The following is an 18,916-nucleotide window of genomic DNA, read 5'->3' on the forward strand; positions in this document are numbered from 1 at the left end:
CTCCTCCACGTTGTCCGTGATTATAACGCTTTTCGTAATCGAAATAGCAATCACCCAGGAACAATTCCGCCTCCTAAAACGCGGTCTAATTCTTGGTTTTTAGTCGAAATACGGATTTCTCCCAACGGATTAATTTCTCGAATATTTAGTGCAAAAGTTTTCTCTTTTTTATCCGATTTATCTTTCCACGATTTTTTTTCTTCGCCTTTGTCAACAATTTCTTCAACAATGGTATTCCATTCACCACAACTTTTGCATTGTCCCATCCATTGTGAGGTTTGCGTGCCACAGTTTTGGCAGAAATAGGTAGTTTTTGTTTTAGCCATAGTTTCAAATTTACACAAAAATAATGGTTTAGCGCGACAAACTGTGGAGTTCTATTTGTGAAATTTTTTAATACAATAAGTAAATAACGTTAATGATAGTCCACTTTTTTAACAAATTAACTACTTTAGATAAAGTTGAGTTAAATATTGATTTACAATCATTTTCTCGATTATTTTTAAGAGAAAATTGAATGCCAATGATGAGAACTTTACTTTTTAACCTATTTTTCATTTTATGTAGTTTACTTTATGCGCAATCAACCTTAATCACAGGAAAAATTATGGTTGACGATGCTGATGAAGTGATGGATCTGAGTGGAGCAACGGTTGAAAATTTAATGACAAAAGCCAAAGCAAAAGCCAATTCGGAAGGATTATTTTCGATAAATGTTAATTTGAATGATGAATTATACATTAAGCATTTGGGGATTCAAGATCGAAGTTTGAAAGTTACTGAAGCTATGATGACGAAAGGATTTGTAAGTATTCACATGAATGTAGAAGTGATTGAATTGGCTGAAACGAATATTCAGAAACTGAATAAAGATGCGTTTAGGAATATGGGAAAAGAGAAATCGTTTCAAGAAAAATTAGGAGATGAAATGGGAATTAATTCACTTGATTTTAAAGCTGAATTGAATCTAAAACATGATGAAGAAATAGTCAATCGAACAATCAAACAGGTTGGTGGAGTTAATTTATTGGGAATAATGAATCTTTTCAAAAATCCCAAAAAGCGTGTTAAAAATCCAGTTCCACTAAAAATAGTGAAAGAAGATCAATTGCTTGCGCTTCGTAGGTTTTATACGACTTATTATTTTGTTAATGATTTGAAGATTCCAGAAGGAAAAATCAATGAGTTTTTAGATTATTGTTATTCAAATTTTGATTTTCCAACGTTGTTAAGGGATAATAATTTTGATGAAATACTTTTTGTCATAGAAGAACAAGCACCAATTTATTTAGCAAAAATATCGAAGAATGAATAAATTTTTATACATCTTATTTTTTAGTTTGATCAGTATTTTTTCGCTTGCACAATCCAATTTGATTACTGGAAAAGTGGTGATTGACGATGGTATTGTGGGACAAGATATTGTTGAGAATATTTTGATTACCAACGAAACGACTAATGCTAAAGCATTTACAAACTCGAAGGGAATGTTTTCGATCAAAGCTTCTGTTGGAGATGAATTGATTTTTACGCACGATTTTTACAAAGAGCGTTCAATCAAAATAACAGCTGATATTTTAGCAAAAGGAATGTTGACCATTCATTTAAATATTGAAACAATAGAATTAGCTGAGGCTCGGATTAATACATTAGACAAAAACTTTAAGAATAATATTAAGCTCAAATACGATAAAGTAGATGATTTGTATAAAGGATTGAATCTTGGAATTGATCCCAATTTACGTTTCAGGAAGATCGATCCGTATGCCTCTTCAATGTTGAATAACAATGGATTGTTAGACCCATCTAATTGGATAGCAACAATTTCTGGACAAAAGAAAAAAGATAAAAAACAAGATCAATATTTTAAAAGAATAGATAAAATCAAAGAGTTAGAAAACTATTTTACGAAAAATTATTTCATCGAAAGTTTACATATACCTGAAAACAAAGTCAGTGATTATGTAACGTATTGTTATCACAATTTCGGGTTAGAGAAATTAGTAAAAGAAAATAAATACGATAAAATAACTGAAATATTAGAAGATCAAGCGTCCAAATATTTGGAGATGATTAAACAGTAGAATCTCGACGAATTTTTGCAATTTTATAAATCGCGATTAATCCAAAACTAATCATCGAAATAACTTGAGCTATATAAAGTATTAACCCAAAATAGTCGCCAATAGCTCGTCCTTCGTGCTGATCGCCGCCTTTAGCAAGATACACTGCTGAAAATGCGATCGACATGACGTAAGGATAAGCTAATCCGCCAGAAACGGGCAAAATCATTCCAAAAGAACCTGCAATTAAAAGAAATAAACCTTCTGCAATTCCAAAGTTTTCTGTATCTGGAAACGCGAAGAAAACTAAATAGGTCATCAAAAAATAACAAATCCAAAGAGCAAAAGAATAAAAGATAAATAGACTTCTTCTTTCTAATTTTGAGATTGATTTGATTCCTTCCCAAAGTCCTAAAAGAAATGTTTTAATTTTCTCGAAAAACTTCAATTGGATAATTTTTTTCCAGAAAATGGCAACTAACATCATTCCAAAAAGAACAATTCCAATCGCGATGTAATACTTTAAGAAAGAAGGTTCTGTTGTTGGTTGATGTGCTTTTTCTTTGTTTCCTAATTCTACAAAACGCATAAAGGTCTCGTAATTAAAAATAAGTGTTAATCCGAAAAATAAGCCTAAAAATAAGAGGTCAATAACGCGTTCTAAAACAACTGTACCAAATGATTTTTCGAAAGGGACATTTTCCATTTTATAAAAACTTGTTGCTCGTGCAACTTCGCCACTTCTCGGAATGGTTAAATTCATAAAATAAGCAAAGGCAATTGCCCAAAAACCAGATGAAGTTTGGGTATTGTACCCCATTGGTTTGAGAAGAAGTTTCCAACGAGCGGCACGTATCCAATAGGTGAGGATACTAATAGCCATTGATGCAAAAATCCAAAAGTAATTGGTCTCTTTTAAAACGTTTGCAACTCGTTCGAAATCAATTTGCCTCACTGTTATTACCACAAAAAAGAGTGCTAACAATGAAGCAATGATTAAGAAGAGTGATTGTTTCATCTTACTCTTCATATAAATGTTTGAAAATTAATTTCTTAATCTAAACGATTATTGTCGTTAGGGAAAACAATTGTTGGTTCGTATGTTTTGGCTTCCTCAAAATCCATCATCGCGTAGGTAATAATGATTACCGTATCACCAACTTGTACTTTGCGCGCAGCAGGTCCATTCAAACAAATTTCGCCACTTCCACGTTTCCCTTTTATAATATAAGTTTCAAATCGTTCACCGTTTTCTTGAACAACGATTTGTACTTTTTGACCCACTACCATATTTGCAGCATCAATCAAATCTTCATCGATTGTGATACTTCCGATATAGTTTAGTTTTGCGTCTGTTACCTTAACTCTATGTATTTTAGAGTGAAAAACTTCTACCATCATAATTTTGCAAAGTTACATTGAACTTATAAATTTCAAAACCTATTCCAATATTTTTCAATGGATTTGGAACAAATATTTTAGTTTTTTTTAGAATTGAATATTATCAATTAAACGAACATCGCCTGCATAGGCAACAACAAACCCTCGAATATGTTTTGCTTCAGAAAAACGGTTGATAGACAACAATGTTTCTTCGTCTGTGATTTCGAAATATTCTAATTCGAAAGGAGAGTTTTCAAATTCATTTTTAACAAATTCTTTCACTTCAGCTACATCTTTTCCGTTGTTTTTAAGTTGAACAGCTTTAGATAAAATCGAAAAAATTTGTGGTGCATCTGTTGTTTGTTGTGTTGATAAACGAGCATTTCTCGAACTAAAAGCTAAACCAGAATCTGCACGATGAATGGGCATAGGAACAATTTCGACATCCAAATTCTCTTGTTTTACCATTTCTTGAATGATACGAATTTGTTGAAAATCTTTTTCTCCAAAATATGCTCTTGTTGGTTGAACGGCTTTGAATAATTTGCAAACAATTGTTGCAACACCATCAAAATGTCCTGGACGAGAAGAACCTTCCATGACTTTGTCAATTGTTCCGAAATCGTAATGTTTTGCACCTTCATTTGACTCGTATAAATCCTCTACTGTTGGCATATAGACAAAATCACAACCATTTTTCATTAACAATTCCTTGTCACTTTCCTCAGTTCGAGGATATTTTGCTAAATCTTCTGGATTATTAAATTGTGTTGGATTGACAAAAATACTTACAATTGTGTAGTCATTTTGAGCCTTAGAAGCTTTTACTAAAGACATGTGCCCTTCGTGCAAAGCGCCCATTGTAGGGATAAACCCGATGGTTTTGTTTTGGTTTTTTAACTCGACGATTACGGGAGTTAATTTTTCCTTTTCGTTAAATACAACCATTCCACTGATTTGTTAAAAAAAAACTAATATCCGGCAAAGCTACTATAAGCAAATAATATATCAACATTTTTTTGTAAATTTGTGCCTTATTATTCATTAGGAAAAGAGAGTAGAAATTATGGAAGGAAAGCGCATATTGTATGTAACAACAGAAATGGTACCTTATTTTCCTGAAAATCCGATGTCTTCTCAAGCATTAGATTTGCCAAAAATCATGCAAAGTAATGGCGCAGATGTAAGAATCTTTATGCCAAGATTTGGAGCAATTAATGAAAGAAGACACCAATTACATGAAGTAATACGACTTTCAGGTATGAACATGATTATTAATGACTTGGATCAACCCTTAATCATTAAAGTAGCATCTGTACCAGGAGAGCGACTACAAGTGTATTTTATCGATAACGAAGAATATTTTAAACGTAAAGAAGTTTATGGAGAAGGAAATGATTTGTTTTCTGATAATGATGAGCGTTCGATTTTCTTCGCAAAAGGAGTTTTAGAGACAGTAAAAAAATTAAACTGGAAACCAGACGTAGTTCACGTTATGGGATGGATGTCAAGTTTAGTACCATTGTACCTAAAGAAATATTATTCGGATGATCCATTTTTTCAAGATGCGAAAGTAGTAGTTTCACTATTTGACAATGCATTTGATGGAGAATTGGATAATGGATTAATCAATAAATTAGCCTTCGATAAAGTAGAAGGGGAAGTAAAACAATACTTAGAAAAACCGACTCATTTAGGAATGATTCAAGCTTCTTTAGAATACGCAGATGCGGTAGCGAGAGGAGAAGAGATAATTCCAGAAGATGTCAAAAACTATATCAACCAACAAAATATTCCTCTATTAGATTATTGCTCAAAAGAGCAAGCAAAAGAAGTGTACAACAACTTTTATCTTGAGGAAGTAATGAACTCTAATTAAAATCCGTTGAGATTAATGAAAAAATTTTTGAATGTCCTTTCTGTATCTGTTGCAATGATGATTGGAATGGGAACAATGGTTTCTTGTGAAAACGAAACATTAGAATTAGATAACAATGTTATTGGAGGAGAAGCTGATGGGAATGTGAAATCGTTAGATGTATTAGCATTTAATGCAAGTTTTGATACGATTCGATCTGATAGATTTGTATTGCAAAATGGGGCTTTTGGTGTGTACAATGAACCAATTTTTGGCTCGACTGCATCAAAGTTTTATACGCAATTTAGACCTACTTCTATTGGAGACCAAGATTTTGGTACAGAGCCAAAAGTAGATTCTGTCAATCTTATCATCCCTGTTTATTACAATTCTACAAAAGATCCTATTTCTAAGGACACAATCAACTTGTCTAAACCAGGAGAGAAACCAGAAGATACAGATACAATCCAAATTACAACAAAATACGCTGTTGATTCCTTGTATGGAAAAAAGGATTTGGAGATGACGTTGAAAATTAAAGACATTAATACGGTTTTATATCGAGACTCAAAGTATTTTTCTAAATTAGATGGTTCAGAATCGCCAATAGATGCCAATTCGAGAGTGATTGGGACTGCTAAAATTGGAAAAACAGTGGTGAGTAAAGTTGTAAAACAAAAAACAGGAACAACTAATATTTCGGAAGAAGCAGTAGGTTACAAAGTCTCTTTAGATAAAGATTATTTTGACGAAAAAATCATCAAGAATGCTAAAACAGGATTGCTTTCTGATTATGCAACATTTATTCGTGAAAACATCAAAGGTTTAGAATTTTCTGTTGAAGAAACGGATGGATTTATCATCAATTTTAATCCAAATAAAATGGATTTAAAAATGTATTATTCATACAAAAATCCAACACCTAAAAAAGATACAGATAAAGAATACAAAGAACGTTTGGACGCAACCTATGATTTTGATTTCTCTAATCAGTGGAATTCAGGTACAGCGAATAACTCAAATGTAATTGCTTCTCAAATTGTAAATAATATAGCAGGTTCTACGTATTCAACAGTTCAACCAGACTCTATAAAGGGTGATGCAAGATTGTTTTTGAGTGGAATGAGTGGTAACTATGCGAAATTAAAATTCAACACCCAACAGTTAGATGAATTGAAGACAGAAATGTCGAAAAGTGATATTGCTATTCTTGGTGCCAAATTGAAATTTTATATAGATGAATCATATGGTTTTCCAAAACCACCGTATATAACTGCTTGGAATAACTACAAAAAAGAGGACAAAATTGTTAATGAATTGTATGCAGATGTTTTAGAATTTTATAATTCGTATCCACTTTCTGTACACTTTAATCCTCAAGTAAAAGGAGAAACAGAGTTTTATACAATTGATATCACAAAACATCTGAAAAGTATGTTAGAAAAAGGAAATGAATTTAAAGACCAAACAATGTACATTACATTGGGTAATTTTATCACTTCTGTTTCTGATGCGACAACTATCAATAGTACAAACCCATTCCAAAATAATAGAGCATACAATCCGTATAGAATTGTATTGCACGGGAATAACACAGAAAATGATGCTAAAAAATTAAAACTATTAGTATATTATTCAAAAAAATAACAATTTAACTTAAAATACTATATAACATTATGTGTGGAATTGTAGGATATATTGGTCATCGCGAAGCGTATCCAATTATTATAAATGGATTGAGAAGATTAGAGTATCGTGGTTACGATAGTGCTGGCTTAGTCCTTTCTACTGGTACTGATTTTGAATTAGTAAAAACAAAAGGAAAAGTTTCTGATTTAGAAGAAAAATCATCAAATTTAGATAAAACACCTCATTTAGGAATTGGTCATACACGTTGGGCTACACATGGTGTTCCAAACGATGTAAACTCGCATCCGCATATGTCAAACAGTGGACGTTTGGTTTTAGTTCATAATGGAATTATTGAAAACTATGAATCAATCAAAAAATTGTTGATCGAAAAAGGTTATGTTTTTCACAGTGATACAGATACAGAAGTTTTAGTAAACTTTATTCAATTATTTCAAGAAGAACAAAATCTAAATTTAACAGATGCTGTTCGTTTAGCGCTTAATGAAGTGATTGGAGCTTATGCTATAGCAGTTTTAGACAAAGAAGAACCAAATACAATTGTTGTTGGACGTTTAGGATCTCCATTAGCAATCGGAATTGGTGAAAACGAATTCTTTGTAGCTTCTGACGCTTCTCCGTTTATCGAATTCACGAAAGATGCTGTTTATTTAGAAGACGGAGACATGGCAACAATTACTTTAGACAAAGCAGTTGATGTACGTACAATCAAAAATAATGAAGCGGTATCTTTAGATGTTCAAGAATTAAAATTAAATATCGAAGCAATCGAAAAAGGAGGGTACGAACATTTCATGTTAAAAGAAATCAACGAACAACCTCGTTCTATTCGTGATACAATGCGTGGACGTTTATTGGTTGACGAAGGTGTCATCAAAATGGCAGGTATTTGGGATCATCAAGAGAAATTCTTAAATGCCAAACGTATCATTATTGTAGCTTGTGGAACGTCTTACCATGCAGGATTAGTAGCAGAATACATGATCGAAGATTTCGCTCGCATTCCTGTAGAAGTAGAATATGCATCAGAATTCCGTTACCGTAATCCAATCATCAACAAACATGATGTGGTAATTGCAATCTCTCAATCAGGAGAAACGGCAGATACATTAGCAGCGCTTAAATTAGCAAAAGAAAATGGTGCCTTTATCTTCGGAATTAACAATGTTGTAGGTTCATCTATCGCTCGTATTACAGATGCTGGTGCTTATACACACGCAGGTCCTGAGATTGGTGTTGCTTCAACAAAAGCTTTTACAGCTCAGTTAACAGTTTTAGCATTGATTGCATTAAAATTAGGAAAACACAATGGTGAATTATCAGCAGAGAAATTCAACTTGTTAACACGCGAATTAGAGCGTATTCCAGAATTAGTGCAACAAATTTTAGATAATTGCGAAGGCGTTATCGATAAAATTGCCGAAAAATACAAAGACAATAGAAATGCAATTTATTTAGGTCGTGGGTATAACTTCCCATCAGCCTTAGAAGGTGCATTAAAATTAAAAGAAATTTCTTACATCCACGCAGAAGGGTATCCTGCAGCAGAAATGAAGCACGGACCAATCGCATTGTTGGATGAAAATATGCCAGTTATTGTTATTGCAACGAAAAAAGGATATTACGAAAAAGTAGTTTCTAACATTCAAGAAATTAAATCTCGTAGTGCAAAAGTAATTGCAATTGTAAACGAAGGCGATGAACAAGTTACTGCAATGGCAGATGATTATGTTGTAATCCCAGAAACGGCAGAAGAGTTTTCTCCAATTTTAACAGCTATTCCATTACAATTATTATCTTATTGGATTGCTGTAAAATTAGGTAAAAATGTAGATCAGCCTCGTAACTTGGCAAAATCAGTTACAGTTGAGTAAAATAAATATTTAGATCAATAATTAAAGGGGTGATATTTTAAAATCATCCCTTTTTCATTTTATAATTTTAGAATTAATTATTACTTTCACCAAAAATAACATCATGTTTACAGGAATCGTTGAAGGAGTTGGAAAGCTTGTAAAAGCAGAGAAAGATCAATCTAATTTACATTTATGGATTGAAGCTGATTTTTGTGATGAACTAAAAATAGATCAAAGTGTAGCACACAATGGAGTTTGTTTAACAGTTGTTGATTTTAAAGATGGTCTTTACAAAGTCACAGCTATAGAGGAAACACTACAAAAAACAAACTTTAACACCTTAAAAGAAGGCGATTTTATCAATTTAGAACGATGTTTGCAATTCAATGGTCGCATAGACGGTCATATCGTTCAAGGACATGTAGATCAAACAGGAAAAGTAGTTTCTATTGAAAATCAAAACGGAAGTTTTTTTGTTACCGTAGCCTATGACGAAGCATCGTCTGGAAATGTAACTGTAGAAAAAGGTTCGATCTGTCTAAATGGAATTAGTTTAACCGTTGTAGATAGTAAAGTTGGTCAATTTTCGGTAGCAATTATTCCGTACACTTGGGAATTTACAAATCTCAATCAAGTGAAAGTTGGAGATACCTTAAATTTAGAATTTGATATCTTAGGAAAATACGTCAAAAGATTATTTCAAAAATAAAAATGATTACAAGAAAAAATAACTTATCGCTACCTGTTCGTATTATCATTTATATGGTAACGATTTTGTTATTTACAGCAGGCGCAATTTTATTGATTACTGCTAATCATTTCAATGATCAAACCAAACAATATCACGAAGATATTCTTAAAAGAAAGGTAAGAGCAGTAGAAGCTGCGATAGATTATGAGATGGATAATTACCCTGGAATTGCAACCAAGGATAATATTCATAACCTATTAGAAGATGGTTTTCTTCGCATTGGAGATATCAACAAAACAGATATTGTGGTTTACGATTTGCGTGGAAATAAAATTCTAACAACGCAACCTGTTTCGACAACTTATGATGTTTTACCGCAAAAGATACTCGATAAACTCAAAGATTCAAATGATTTTATTGTAACGAATAAAGATTCAAATGACGAGAGCGATATCTATTCGTCGTATAGTAATATCAAAAATTATTACAATGAGAACATTGCCATTCTTTGTTTACCTTATCAATCCAACCAAGATTTTTTACAGCAAGACATGTTTACCTTAATTGGTAGTTATGGATTGGCTTTTGGTGTAATTCTTTTATTCGGAACTTTAGCCGTCTATTTTGTAACTAAACGTACATTGAATAAACTTTGGTCGTTTGCAGATCGTATTCGAGAAACAGAAGTAATTGTGAATAATATGCCGATTCGTTACGATGGAAATGACGAGATCAAAGTCTTAGTCGACTCCTATAACGATATGCTATTTCGATTAAAAGAACAATCCGATTTGTTGGCCAAACAAGAACGTGAAGAAGCGTGGAGAGATTTTGCCAGACAAGTGGCTCATGAGGTCAAAAATCCATTAACTCCAATGCGATTAATGATTCAAAATCACATGAGAAGATTTGATATCAATGATCCTGATCTCGAAGAGAAAACAATGCGCACAGGGAATATTTTATTGCAACAAATTGATACAATTTCGGCAATAGCTGAAGCCTTTTCTGATTTTGCTAAAATGCCTTCTCGTAAAGACGAAAAAATAGATGTTGTTGATGTTATAAAAAATACCCTTTTTGTATTTCCGATGGAATTTATCGAATTTAATTATTCGCCAAACATCATCATGATGCGTTTTGATAAACAATATTTGAATCGAATTATCACCAATATTACCAAGAATGCTTTTCAGTCTATACCACAATCTCGAACAGCAAAAGTAAAAGTTGATGTGGCGTTGGTTAAAGATTTTCTTCATATCACCATTCAAGACAATGGAGACGGAATTCCAGTAGAATCTCAGGACGCTATTTTTATTCCAAAATTTACAACAAAAAACAGTGGAATGGGAATAGGTTTGCCAATGGTGAAAAAAATTATTGACGATTACGATGGAACCATTCGTTTCGAAACCGAAATTTCTGTTGGCACAACATTTTACATATTGATTCCATATAATGAATAGAAAACCTTTTCGTTTTAAACAATTCGATATTTTTCAAGATAAAACGGCAATGAAAGTTGGCACAGATGGTGTTTTGCTTGGCGCTTGGTCAACTTTAGAAACGGGCGAAAATATATTAGATATTGGCACTGGAACAGGATTAATTTCCTTGATGTTAGCCCAACGTTTTCCACATGCAACAATTGATGCTATCGAAATTGATATAAATGCTTTTATACAAGCAAAAGAAAATTTTGAACTTGCAACTTTTTCTGAGCGATTAACGGTTTTTAATGCATCACTTCAAGCGTATTCTACAGATCAAAAATATGACTTGATCGTAAGCAATCCACCATTTTTCATAGTAAATGACACGGTTGATTTTGATGCGCGAAAACAAGCGCGACAACAAGAAACCTTAACATTTGAAGAGCTAATCAAAAAAACGACTGAATTGCTTCAACAAGACGGTTTAGCGAGTTTTATTATACCTTACGATCAAATGGGTGCTTTTTGTAAAATTGCTTCGCAAAACAACTTAAAACGATCAAAAACAGTCTATGTAAAAGGAAATGCAACTACTGCAACCAAACGTGTTTTATTAGAATTTAGTTTTCATGACAAGAAATGCCTTGAAAATGAGTTAATCATCGAAGTCGAACGTCATCAATATACCGAAGATTACATTAATTTAACAAAAGAATTTTATTTGAAAATGTAATATGAATGCTTATCAACAATATCAAAATACTTTTTGTTCAGAAGAAATAAAATCAGTAGTAAAATTAATAAATCAGATTAATTTTAAGGATTTAGGAATTAATGAATATAATATAGATTATATCGAAAATATGCAGCCTACGTTATTTTATTACTTTCAAATGTTTGATTATTCTTTGCAAAAACTGATCAATTTTGCACCTATTAAAGGTGAATACATTGTTGACTTTGGTGGTGGTCATGGTTTTTTAAGTCTGTATTTAAAACAAAAAGGATTTAAAGTGATTTATTGCGATTTTAATCCGAGTTCTGTTTCAACAATTCAGAAAATAAGTCAAAAAATAGGTTTTGGTCCCGATTATTATATTGAAGGATCTTATCAAGAATTGTTACAATTTATCAAGGATAGAAATATCAAAGTAGATTATTTGATTTCGACAGATACAATAGAACATATTCATGATTTGGATGAAATGTTTAATTATTTCAGTCAGCTTAATTCTTCAATAAAAATGTTATTTACAACAGCTTCTAATCCTAAAAATTTCATTAAAGCGAAAAGATTAAGAAAATTAATGGAGAAAGATGAAATTGAAGAGTACTGTCCAAAGAGAAAGGAATATCTAAAGAAAATAGGTCCAGAATTAACAGAAAAGGAATTAGAATTATTAGCAACTAAATCTCGTGGTTTGCGTTATGTGGACTTGATTGATTTTTTGGAATATTACCGACAAAACCAAGCTGTGATGCAGGTTGATGTTGATCAATATAATTGTTGTGAACCCGATTTTGGTAGTTGGATGGAACGTATATTACCGTTGTCTGATTACCATCAATTGGCAAAAAAATATAATTTTAGCTGTACGATAGAAAACGGTTTTTATTGCGATGTTGATAAAAAAGGCTTTAAGAAAAAAGTGGTTTCTTTAGTTAATTTCAGCGCTTTAAAAACGAATCAATTAGGGTTGATTTTATCTCCGTTTATAACATTAAAGTTTGCTCCAAAATAAAATTCTGGATTACAATTGCAATCCAGAATTTATATGATTTAATTTTAATCTTAAATTGTTGGTCCTCCAGCTAATAAATCAGCATTCGCAAATTCTTCGAACTTTTTGAAGTTTTCTTTGAATTTAGCTGCCAATACTTTCGCATTTTCTTCATACGCTTCTTCTGTTGCAAATGAAGTTGCAGGATTTAATTTTTCTGATGAAACACCATCTATTGCAACTGGAACTTCAAATCCGAAGTATGGATCCTTTTTAAACGCTGCGTTATCCAAATCTCCATTTAATGCTGCATTGATCACTGCACGAGTATCTTTTAAAGACATACGTTCTTTCTTACCATTCCAACCTGTGTTAATTAACCAAACATTAACGCCAGTTTTTTCTACTTTGTCGCTTAACATTTCAGCATATTTTGTTGGGTGCAACGGCATAAATGGCGCACCAAAACATGTAGAGAATGTCGTTTGTGGTTCTGTAACACCAGCTTCTGTACCAGCCACTTTTGAAGTATATCCTGAGATAAATAAATAAGCTGCTTGATCTGGGTTTAATTTAGCGATTGGAGGGAAAACACCAAAAGCATCAAATGATAAGAAGAAAATATTTTTAGGATTTTTTCCTACAGATGGAACTGCAATATTCTCGATGTAATCAATCGGATAAGAAACACGTGTGTTTTCTGTAATTGAGGTATCCGTAAAGTCAACTTCGTTTGTTCCTGGAACTAACTTACAGTTTTCTAATAACGCCCCTTCTTTAATTGCTGCAAAAATTTCTGGTTCTCCTTCTGCAGATAAGTTGATTACTTTAGCATAACAACCACCTTCAAAATTGAATACAGTATTGTCTTCAGTCCAACCATGTTCATCATCCCCAATTAAACGTCTGTTTTTATCAGCAGATAACGTTGTTTTTCCTGTACCAGATAACCCAAAGAACATGGCAGTATCTCCGTTTTCACCAGAGTTCGCAGAACAATGCATTGGTAATGTGTTTCTAAATACCGGTAAGATAAAGTTTAAAGCAGAGAAAATTCCTTTTTTCATTTCTCCTGTGTAACCAGTTCCACCATTCAAAACGATTTTACGTTTGAAGTTTAAGATAGAGAAATTGTGTTGTCTTGTACCATCTTCGTCTGCATCAGCAACAAAAGTTGGCGCATTTATAATTGTCCATTCAGAATCTCCGAAGTTGTTTAATTCTTCTTCTGTTGGACGAATAAACATGTTGTAGATAAATAAATTAGCAGCAGGTGTTTCTGTAATTGCTCTAATTTTAGTTTTGTAGGCGTCATCTGCACAAGCAAAAGCATCGCGTACATAAATTTCGCGGTTGCTTAAGTGCTCAACTACTTTATCATATAAAGCGTCAAACTTATCAGAATCAAAAGGAATATTTGTATTTCCATCCCACCAAACGTTATCAGCCGTAATATCATCTTTTACAATGAAACGGTCTTTTGGTGAACGCCCTGTAAATTCTCCTGTTAGCATATTAATAGCGCCAGAAGATGTGATTTCTCCCTGTCCTAATTCTACCATTTTCTTGGTAAGTTCTTCAGGAGATAATTGATAGTTAATTTTGGAATTTTTTATTCCGTAAGATGCCAATTCTATGCTCATTTTTGTGATTTTATAGTATTTTTAAAATATTAAAGGTAAAAACTTTGCACAAAGTTACAATAAAAAAAAGCGTGAAAAATTTGACTTATGTCATTCACTTAAACGTTTTCGTGAATAATTATTCACCCTATATTTGCAAGTTCTTATGCATGCATATAAAAAAAAGCTTGTATTTAATATAAGTTTTATATTTTTGCAGTAGTTTACAACAATTAAAATTAGAAAATTATGTCTGACATTACATCAAGAGTGAAAGCAATTATCGTGGATAAATTAGGAGTTGACGAAAGCGAAGTAACGCTTGAAGCAAGTTTCACTAACGATTTAGGAGCTGATTCATTAGACACAGTAGAGTTAATTATGGAATTCGAAAAAGAATTTGATATTCAAATTCCAGACGATCAAGCAGAGAAAATTTCTACAGTAGGTCAAGCTGTGACATACATCGAAGACTTAAACAAGTAATAGTTCCTTAATTTTTATGGAATTAAAAAGAGTAGTAGTAACAGGTTTAGGCGCGCTAACACCAATCGGAAATACTTACCAAGAATACTGGAAAGGATTAGTGAATGGTGTAAGTGGCGCCGCGCCTATTACGCTTTTTGATGCAACTCTTTTTAAGACACAATTTGCTTGTGAGATCAAAAACTTCAACATTGAAGATCATTTTGATCGAAAAGAAGCGCGCAAGATTGATCGTTGTGCCCAATTGGGGATTGTGGCTGCAAGAGAAGCTATCAAACACAGTGGGATCTTAGATGCTACTAACGTAAACAAAGAGCGTATCGGTGTTATATGGGGATCTGGTATTGGTGGAATTAAAACTTTTGAAGAAGAAGTTTCGAATTACGCAACAGGAAATGGAACACCACGTTTCAATCCTTTCTTTATCCCTAAGATGATTGCAGATATCACACCTGGTCATATTTCAATGGAATTTGGTCTTATGGGACCTAATTATACAACTGTTTCGGCATGTGCCTCTTCAACAAATGCAATTATTGATGCATTCATGTTATTAAGACTTGGAAAAGCAGAAGCAATAGTAACAGGAGGGTCAGAAGCTGCGATTACAGCATCAAGCATTGGAGGTTTCAATGCATTACATGCGTTATCTACACGAAACGATGATCCACAAACGGCTTCAAGACCATTTGACAAAGACCGCGATGGTTTTGTAATGGGTGAAGGCGCTGGATGTATTGTTTTAGAAGAGTACGAACATGCAATTGCACGTGGAGCTACAATTTATGCTGAATTAGTAGGAACAGGGATGACAGCAGATGCTCATCATATTACAGCACCACATCCAGAAGGAATTGGCGCTTTAAATGTGATGAAAGAAGCTTTATTAGACGCAAATATCAAAGTAGAAGACGTGGATCATATCAACATGCACGGAACATCTACACCATTAGGAGATATTGCAGAATCTAAAGCGATTCAAAAATTATTTGGAGAACATGCGTACAATATTCAAATCAATTCAACTAAATCAATGACAGGTCACTTATTAGGTGGTGCTGGAATTATTGAAGCGATTTCGGCTATTGGAGCTATCAATAACAGTATTGTTCCACCAACAATTAATCATTTTACGGATGATGAAAATCTTGATCCTAAAATTGATTATACATTTAACAAAGCAAAAGAGAAAAATGTGGATTATGCATTGAGTAATACTTTTGGTTTTGGTGGTCACAATGCGTGTGTGATATTTAAGAAGTATAAGTAATGTCTTTCTTAAAAAAATTATTTTCTTTTAAAAATCATCGTGATGATTCAAATTCATCTGATCCTTTTTTGAAATTTTTGAACGAGACCCTGGGTTATACCCCTCAAAATATTGAGGTGTTTAAAGAAGCATTTACCCACAGATCAGCGCAAAAAAAAGATGAAAATGGAAACAGTATCAATTTTGAAAGATTAGAGTTTTTAGGAGATGCATTACTTGGTGCTTCTACAGCAGTACATTTGTACTATAAAGCACCAGACCAACAAGAAGGATATTTGACAAAAATGCGTTCTAAAATTGTTTCACGCAAGCAATTAAACGCTGTGTCAAAACAACTTGGTCTGTTGGATTATTTAGATCCTATGAACAATCACAACAATTTGGGGGAAGACGTCAATGGTGATATGTTAGAAGCTTTAGTCGGTGCAATTTATGTAGATGGAGGAATAGATGCAGTCCAAAAATTTATTCAAATCAAAATTATTGACCCTTATGCGGATTTAGATCGTTTGGAACATACCATAACAAGTCACAAATCGTTGATCTTGGAGTGGAGTCAAAAAACGAGAAATACAATAAGATTCAATACATTTGAGGAGCAAAATGCAGAAGATCTTCAGGTCTTTGTATCCGTTATCCGTCTTAACGATAAGGTTATCTCAAAAGGGAGAGGAACTTCAAAGAAAAAAGCAGAAGAAAGTGCCGCAAAACGCGCGTATTATTCACTACAAAAGAAAATAGAAAAAGTATAGAAGAATGGCAGAGTTACTCTTATATGATGAGTGGATAGATTTCCATCTAATAGGCGTAAATTCAAGCTTTAATACTTCGACACAATTTATTTTCCATCTCAATTCTACTTATGATACGCGTTTTCAACGTATCAATGATTTGGATATTTGGTTAGATGATCATACCTATTTTTTCGAAACATACGAATGGATAGATGAAACCAATAAGATAGATTATCATATCATTAAAAATATCCCAAATCAATCCGATTCTAAAAAAATTGAAGTAGATTTATCAAATCTTTTCAAAGAGAGCATTATACTTGTGCCTAATTACAAGGATTGCAACTATATTGTCAAAGTTTCTGGCTGGGAAGATGATATAGAGAATCTTCCACTTCCATTTGTAGAAAAAGATTTTATTAAATTAATTAAAAAAATAGATATCGATTTAATCAGTACAGCTGATAGATTGGTTTTCTAACAAAATATTGTGCATAAAAAAAGGGAAAAATATGATTTACGATAAACAATTTCTTAAAAAGACGAAAATTGTTGCAACATTAGGTCCAGCAACTGATAGTCCAGAAATTATTCTAGAAATGATGAAAAAAGGAACAGATGTGTTCCGTATCAACTTTTCGCACGCCGATTATACGGATGTGAAACGTAAGATAGAAATCATTCATCAATTAAATAACGATCACGGATACAATACAGCAGTATTAGCGGATTTACAAGGTCCAAAATTGCGTATTGGGAAAATGGAACACGAAGATTTTGTCATCAATCCAGGAGAAATTTTAACTTTCACCAATGAGGATGTTGTAGGAACAAAAGAGAAAGTTTTTATGACCTACCAAAAGTTTGCTCAAGACGTACAAGTGGGTGAAAACATCTTGATTGATGACGGAAAATTAATCTTAAAAGTTATCGAGACAAATGGTACAGATACTGTAAAAGCTGAAACAATACAAGGAGGACCATTGCGTTCTAAAAAGGGAGTTAATTTACCAAATACAAATATTTCTTTACCAGCTTTAACGGAAAAAGATAAAGAAGATGCAAAGTTCGCAATCGAAAATCGTGTCGATTGGTTTGCATTATCTTTTGTTCGTTCGGGACAAGATGTAAAAGATTTATCTGATTTTATCAAAGAACATGGAACATTAAAAATTCCAATTATTTCTAAAATTGAAAAGCCTGAGGCTTTAGAAAATATTAAAGATATTTTAGAGTTTTCGGATGGATTAATGGTTGCTCGTGGGGATTTAGGAGTTGAGGTTCCGTTTGAAATTGTTCCAAAGGCACAAAAACAATTAATTGACAAAGCAAAATTAGCGCGTAAACCAGTTATTGTTGCAACACAAATGATGGAAACCATGATTTCGAGTTTAACACCAACTCGCGCCGAAGTTTCTGACGTTGCAAATGCCGTTTTTGATGGTGCAGATGCGGTTATGTTATCTGGTGAAACATCTGTAGGGCAATACCCTGTTCAAGTGATTGAGAAAATGACGAAAATTCTTCAAACTGTTGAAGATGATGAGCACGTACATGTACCAGAACACAAACCAAAAGTTAAAAACGAACGTTTTGTAACCGATATGGTTTGTTACAATGCAGCTAAAATGGCAGAAGATACAGGAGCAAAAGCAATTGCAACGTTGACATATTCTGGTTATACAGCTTTTCAAATTTCTTCTCATCGTCCAAATTCTTTTATTTTGGTGTTTAATCCAAGTAAACGAATCAACCGTATGTTGAATTTGTTATGGGGTGTAAAATCGATTAATTACGATCCTCGCGATACATCTACGGATCAAACGGTAACAGAGGTAAATATCTTAGCGAAGAATGCAGGTTATGTAGAATATGGTGATTACATCATCAATTTGAATGCTATGCCAGCGTTTGAAAAAGGAATTACCAATACACTACGTATTTCAATGATTTAAACATCTCAATGAGATGATAATGAAAAATCCACTCCTATGAGTGGATTTTTTTCTTCTATTGAATCAATTTCCTATTAATTTTACATTAAATTTAAATTTAATAATTTTCTATAATGATTTGATTTAATATCTTTACAAGTTCGAATTAGAAGAATTTATGTGTATTTATAATGTGATCTTATCTGGTGGTG

Annotated in this window: 19 protein-coding genes; 14 read left to right on the forward strand and 5 right to left on the reverse strand. The window is 32.8% G+C overall.

What is annotated here, in order from left to right; translation table 11 throughout:
• Nucleotides 1-50: 50 nt before the first annotated feature.
• The gene (locus Q0616_RS00700; protein ID WP_298774123.1) at nt 51-326 is read right to left on the reverse strand and encodes a hypothetical protein; all 276 of its coding nucleotides are present in this window, start codon (nt 324-326) and stop codon (nt 51-53) included.
• A 197-nt stretch (nt 327-523) separates the two neighbouring features.
• Between Q0616_RS00700 and Q0616_RS00705 the strand changes: the two genes are divergently transcribed.
• On the forward strand, nt 524-1,315 hold the full coding sequence (locus Q0616_RS00705) for a hypothetical protein (RefSeq protein WP_298774125.1): 792 nt from the start codon (nt 524-526) through the stop codon (nt 1,313-1,315).
• Nucleotides 1,308-2,084, forward strand: coding sequence for a hypothetical protein (locus Q0616_RS00710; protein ID WP_298774128.1), 777 nt, complete (start codon nt 1,308-1,310; stop codon nt 2,082-2,084). The genes Q0616_RS00705 and Q0616_RS00710 overlap by 8 nt, the downstream gene beginning before the upstream one ends.
• Here the strand turns inward: Q0616_RS00710 and Q0616_RS00715 are convergent.
• The 3 genes from Q0616_RS00715 to panC all read right to left on the reverse strand — a co-directional run bounded on the left by Q0616_RS00715 (nt 2,074) and on the right by panC (nt 4,394).
• Nucleotides 2,074-3,081, reverse strand: coding sequence for a lysylphosphatidylglycerol synthase transmembrane domain-containing protein (locus tag Q0616_RS00715; protein ID WP_260541523.1), 1,008 nt, complete (start codon nt 3,079-3,081; stop codon nt 2,074-2,076). The genes Q0616_RS00710 and Q0616_RS00715 overlap by 11 nt on opposite strands.
• A 35-nt stretch (nt 3,082-3,116) precedes the next feature.
• Nucleotides 3,117-3,464 (reverse strand): aspartate 1-decarboxylase, encoded by a 348-nt coding sequence (gene panD / locus Q0616_RS00720; protein WP_171622959.1) that lies wholly within the window; start codon nt 3,462-3,464, stop codon nt 3,117-3,119.
• An 87-nt stretch (nt 3,465-3,551) separates the two neighbouring features.
• Complete coding sequence (gene panC, locus Q0616_RS00725) at nt 3,552-4,394, reverse strand: pantoate--beta-alanine ligase (protein WP_171622960.1); 843 nt, start codon at nt 4,392-4,394, stop codon at nt 3,552-3,554.
• Nucleotides 4,395-4,512: 118 nt separating this feature from the next.
• Between panC and Q0616_RS00730 the strand changes: the two genes are divergently transcribed.
• The 7 genes from Q0616_RS00730 to Q0616_RS00760 all read left to right on the forward strand — a co-directional run bounded on the left by Q0616_RS00730 (nt 4,513) and on the right by Q0616_RS00760 (nt 12,679).
• Nucleotides 4,513-5,325 carry a glycogen/starch synthase gene (locus Q0616_RS00730; protein WP_171622961.1) on the forward strand — a complete coding sequence of 271 codons (813 nt, stop codon included), beginning with the start codon at nt 4,513-4,515 and terminating at the stop codon, nt 5,323-5,325.
• A gap of 15 nt (nt 5,326-5,340) precedes the next feature.
• Nucleotides 5,341-6,951, forward strand: coding sequence for a DUF4270 domain-containing protein (locus Q0616_RS00735; RefSeq protein ID WP_260541520.1), 1,611 nt, complete (start codon nt 5,341-5,343; stop codon nt 6,949-6,951).
• A 29-nt stretch (nt 6,952-6,980) separates the two neighbouring features.
• A complete protein-coding gene (gene glmS / locus Q0616_RS00740) occupies nt 6,981-8,828 on the forward strand; it encodes a glutamine--fructose-6-phosphate transaminase (isomerizing) (protein WP_225542089.1) in 1,848 nt (615 codons plus the stop codon).
• 103 nt (nt 8,829-8,931) lie between these two features.
• Complete coding sequence (locus Q0616_RS00745) at nt 8,932-9,519, forward strand: riboflavin synthase (RefSeq protein ID WP_284582898.1); 588 nt, start codon at nt 8,932-8,934, stop codon at nt 9,517-9,519.
• A 2-nt stretch (nt 9,520-9,521) separates the two neighbouring features.
• Nucleotides 9,522-10,970, forward strand: coding sequence for an ATP-binding protein (locus Q0616_RS00750; protein WP_225532405.1), 1,449 nt, complete (start codon nt 9,522-9,524; stop codon nt 10,968-10,970).
• Nucleotides 10,971-11,019: 49 nt separating this feature from the next.
• A complete protein-coding gene (locus tag Q0616_RS00755) occupies nt 11,020-11,670 on the forward strand; it encodes a methyltransferase (protein ID WP_225532406.1) in 651 nt (216 codons plus the stop codon).
• A gap of 1 nt (nt 11,671) precedes the next feature.
• On the forward strand, nt 11,672-12,679 hold the full coding sequence (locus tag Q0616_RS00760; protein WP_225539555.1) for a methyltransferase domain-containing protein: 1,008 nt from the start codon (nt 11,672-11,674) through the stop codon (nt 12,677-12,679).
• A 50-nt stretch (nt 12,680-12,729) separates the two neighbouring features.
• Here Q0616_RS00760 and pckA read toward each other — a convergent pair whose 3' ends face one another.
• A complete protein-coding gene (pckA, locus tag Q0616_RS00765; RefSeq protein ID WP_298774159.1) occupies nt 12,730-14,301 on the reverse strand; it encodes a phosphoenolpyruvate carboxykinase (ATP) in 1,572 nt (523 codons plus the stop codon).
• 228 nt (nt 14,302-14,529) lie between these two features.
• Here pckA and Q0616_RS00770 point away from each other — a divergent pair, with 228 nt between their 5' ends.
• The 5 genes from Q0616_RS00770 to pyk are packed head-to-tail and all read left to right on the forward strand — an operon-like array spanning nt 14,530 to nt 18,725.
• Complete coding sequence (locus Q0616_RS00770; RefSeq protein ID WP_038336002.1) at nt 14,530-14,766, forward strand: acyl carrier protein; 237 nt, start codon at nt 14,530-14,532, stop codon at nt 14,764-14,766.
• Between the two features lie 16 nt (nt 14,767-14,782).
• A complete protein-coding gene (gene fabF / locus Q0616_RS00775; protein ID WP_286483406.1) occupies nt 14,783-16,036 on the forward strand; it encodes a beta-ketoacyl-ACP synthase II in 1,254 nt (417 codons plus the stop codon).
• Nucleotides 16,036-16,788, forward strand: a complete 753-nt coding sequence (rnc, locus tag Q0616_RS00780) for a ribonuclease III (RefSeq protein ID WP_225542094.1) — start codon at nt 16,036-16,038, stop codon at nt 16,786-16,788. The genes fabF and rnc overlap by 1 nt, the downstream gene beginning before the upstream one ends.
• 4 nt (nt 16,789-16,792) lie before the next feature.
• Nucleotides 16,793-17,251, forward strand: coding sequence for an IPExxxVDY family protein (locus Q0616_RS00785; protein WP_284582896.1), 459 nt, complete (start codon nt 16,793-16,795; stop codon nt 17,249-17,251).
• A 31-nt stretch (nt 17,252-17,282) separates the two neighbouring features.
• The gene (gene pyk / locus Q0616_RS00790) at nt 17,283-18,725 is read left to right on the forward strand and encodes a pyruvate kinase (protein ID WP_298774168.1); all 1,443 of its coding nucleotides are present in this window, start codon (nt 17,283-17,285) and stop codon (nt 18,723-18,725) included.
• The last annotated feature ends 191 nt before the right edge of the window (nt 18,726-18,916 follow it).

Origin of the sequence: uncultured Empedobacter sp., assembly GCF_937930195.1 — a bacterium.
In the GTDB taxonomy this organism is placed as follows: domain Bacteria; phylum Bacteroidota; class Bacteroidia; order Flavobacteriales; family Weeksellaceae; genus Empedobacter; species Empedobacter stercoris.

What these genes read in the sequence shown, in the direction of transcription:
- Q0616_RS00700 (WP_298774123.1), bottom strand. Translation starts at nt 326, where the DNA reads ATGGCTAAAACAAAAACTACCTATTTCTGCCAAAACTGTGGCACGCAA.
- Q0616_RS00705 (WP_298774125.1), top strand. Translation starts at nt 524, where the DNA reads ATGATGAGAACTTTACTTTTTAACCTATTTTTCATTTTATGTAGTTTA.
- Q0616_RS00710 (WP_298774128.1), top strand. Translation starts at nt 1,308, where the DNA reads ATGAATAAATTTTTATACATCTTATTTTTTAGTTTGATCAGTATTTTT.
- Q0616_RS00715 (WP_260541523.1), bottom strand. Translation starts at nt 3,081, where the DNA reads ATGAAACAATCACTCTTCTTAATCATTGCTTCATTGTTAGCACTCTTT.
- panD (WP_171622959.1), bottom strand. Translation starts at nt 3,464, where the DNA reads ATGATGGTAGAAGTTTTTCACTCTAAAATACATAGAGTTAAGGTAACA.
- panC (WP_171622960.1), bottom strand. Translation starts at nt 4,394, where the DNA reads ATGGTTGTATTTAACGAAAAGGAAAAATTAACTCCCGTAATCGTCGAG.
- Q0616_RS00730 (WP_171622961.1), top strand. Translation starts at nt 4,513, where the DNA reads ATGGAAGGAAAGCGCATATTGTATGTAACAACAGAAATGGTACCTTAT.
- Q0616_RS00735 (WP_260541520.1), top strand. Translation starts at nt 5,341, where the DNA reads ATGAAAAAATTTTTGAATGTCCTTTCTGTATCTGTTGCAATGATGATT.
- glmS (WP_225542089.1), top strand. Translation starts at nt 6,981, where the DNA reads ATGTGTGGAATTGTAGGATATATTGGTCATCGCGAAGCGTATCCAATT.
- Q0616_RS00745 (WP_284582898.1), top strand. Translation starts at nt 8,932, where the DNA reads ATGTTTACAGGAATCGTTGAAGGAGTTGGAAAGCTTGTAAAAGCAGAG.
- Q0616_RS00750 (WP_225532405.1), top strand. Translation starts at nt 9,522, where the DNA reads ATGATTACAAGAAAAAATAACTTATCGCTACCTGTTCGTATTATCATT.
- Q0616_RS00755 (WP_225532406.1), top strand. Translation starts at nt 11,020, where the DNA reads ATGAAAGTTGGCACAGATGGTGTTTTGCTTGGCGCTTGGTCAACTTTA.
- Q0616_RS00760 (WP_225539555.1), top strand. Translation starts at nt 11,672, where the DNA reads ATGAATGCTTATCAACAATATCAAAATACTTTTTGTTCAGAAGAAATA.
- pckA (WP_298774159.1), bottom strand. Translation starts at nt 14,301, where the DNA reads ATGAGCATAGAATTGGCATCTTACGGAATAAAAAATTCCAAAATTAAC.
- Q0616_RS00770 (WP_038336002.1), top strand. Translation starts at nt 14,530, where the DNA reads ATGTCTGACATTACATCAAGAGTGAAAGCAATTATCGTGGATAAATTA.
- fabF (WP_286483406.1), top strand. Translation starts at nt 14,783, where the DNA reads ATGGAATTAAAAAGAGTAGTAGTAACAGGTTTAGGCGCGCTAACACCA.
- rnc (WP_225542094.1), top strand. Translation starts at nt 16,036, where the DNA reads ATGTCTTTCTTAAAAAAATTATTTTCTTTTAAAAATCATCGTGATGAT.
- Q0616_RS00785 (WP_284582896.1), top strand. Translation starts at nt 16,793, where the DNA reads ATGGCAGAGTTACTCTTATATGATGAGTGGATAGATTTCCATCTAATA.
- pyk (WP_298774168.1), top strand. Translation starts at nt 17,283, where the DNA reads ATGATTTACGATAAACAATTTCTTAAAAAGACGAAAATTGTTGCAACA.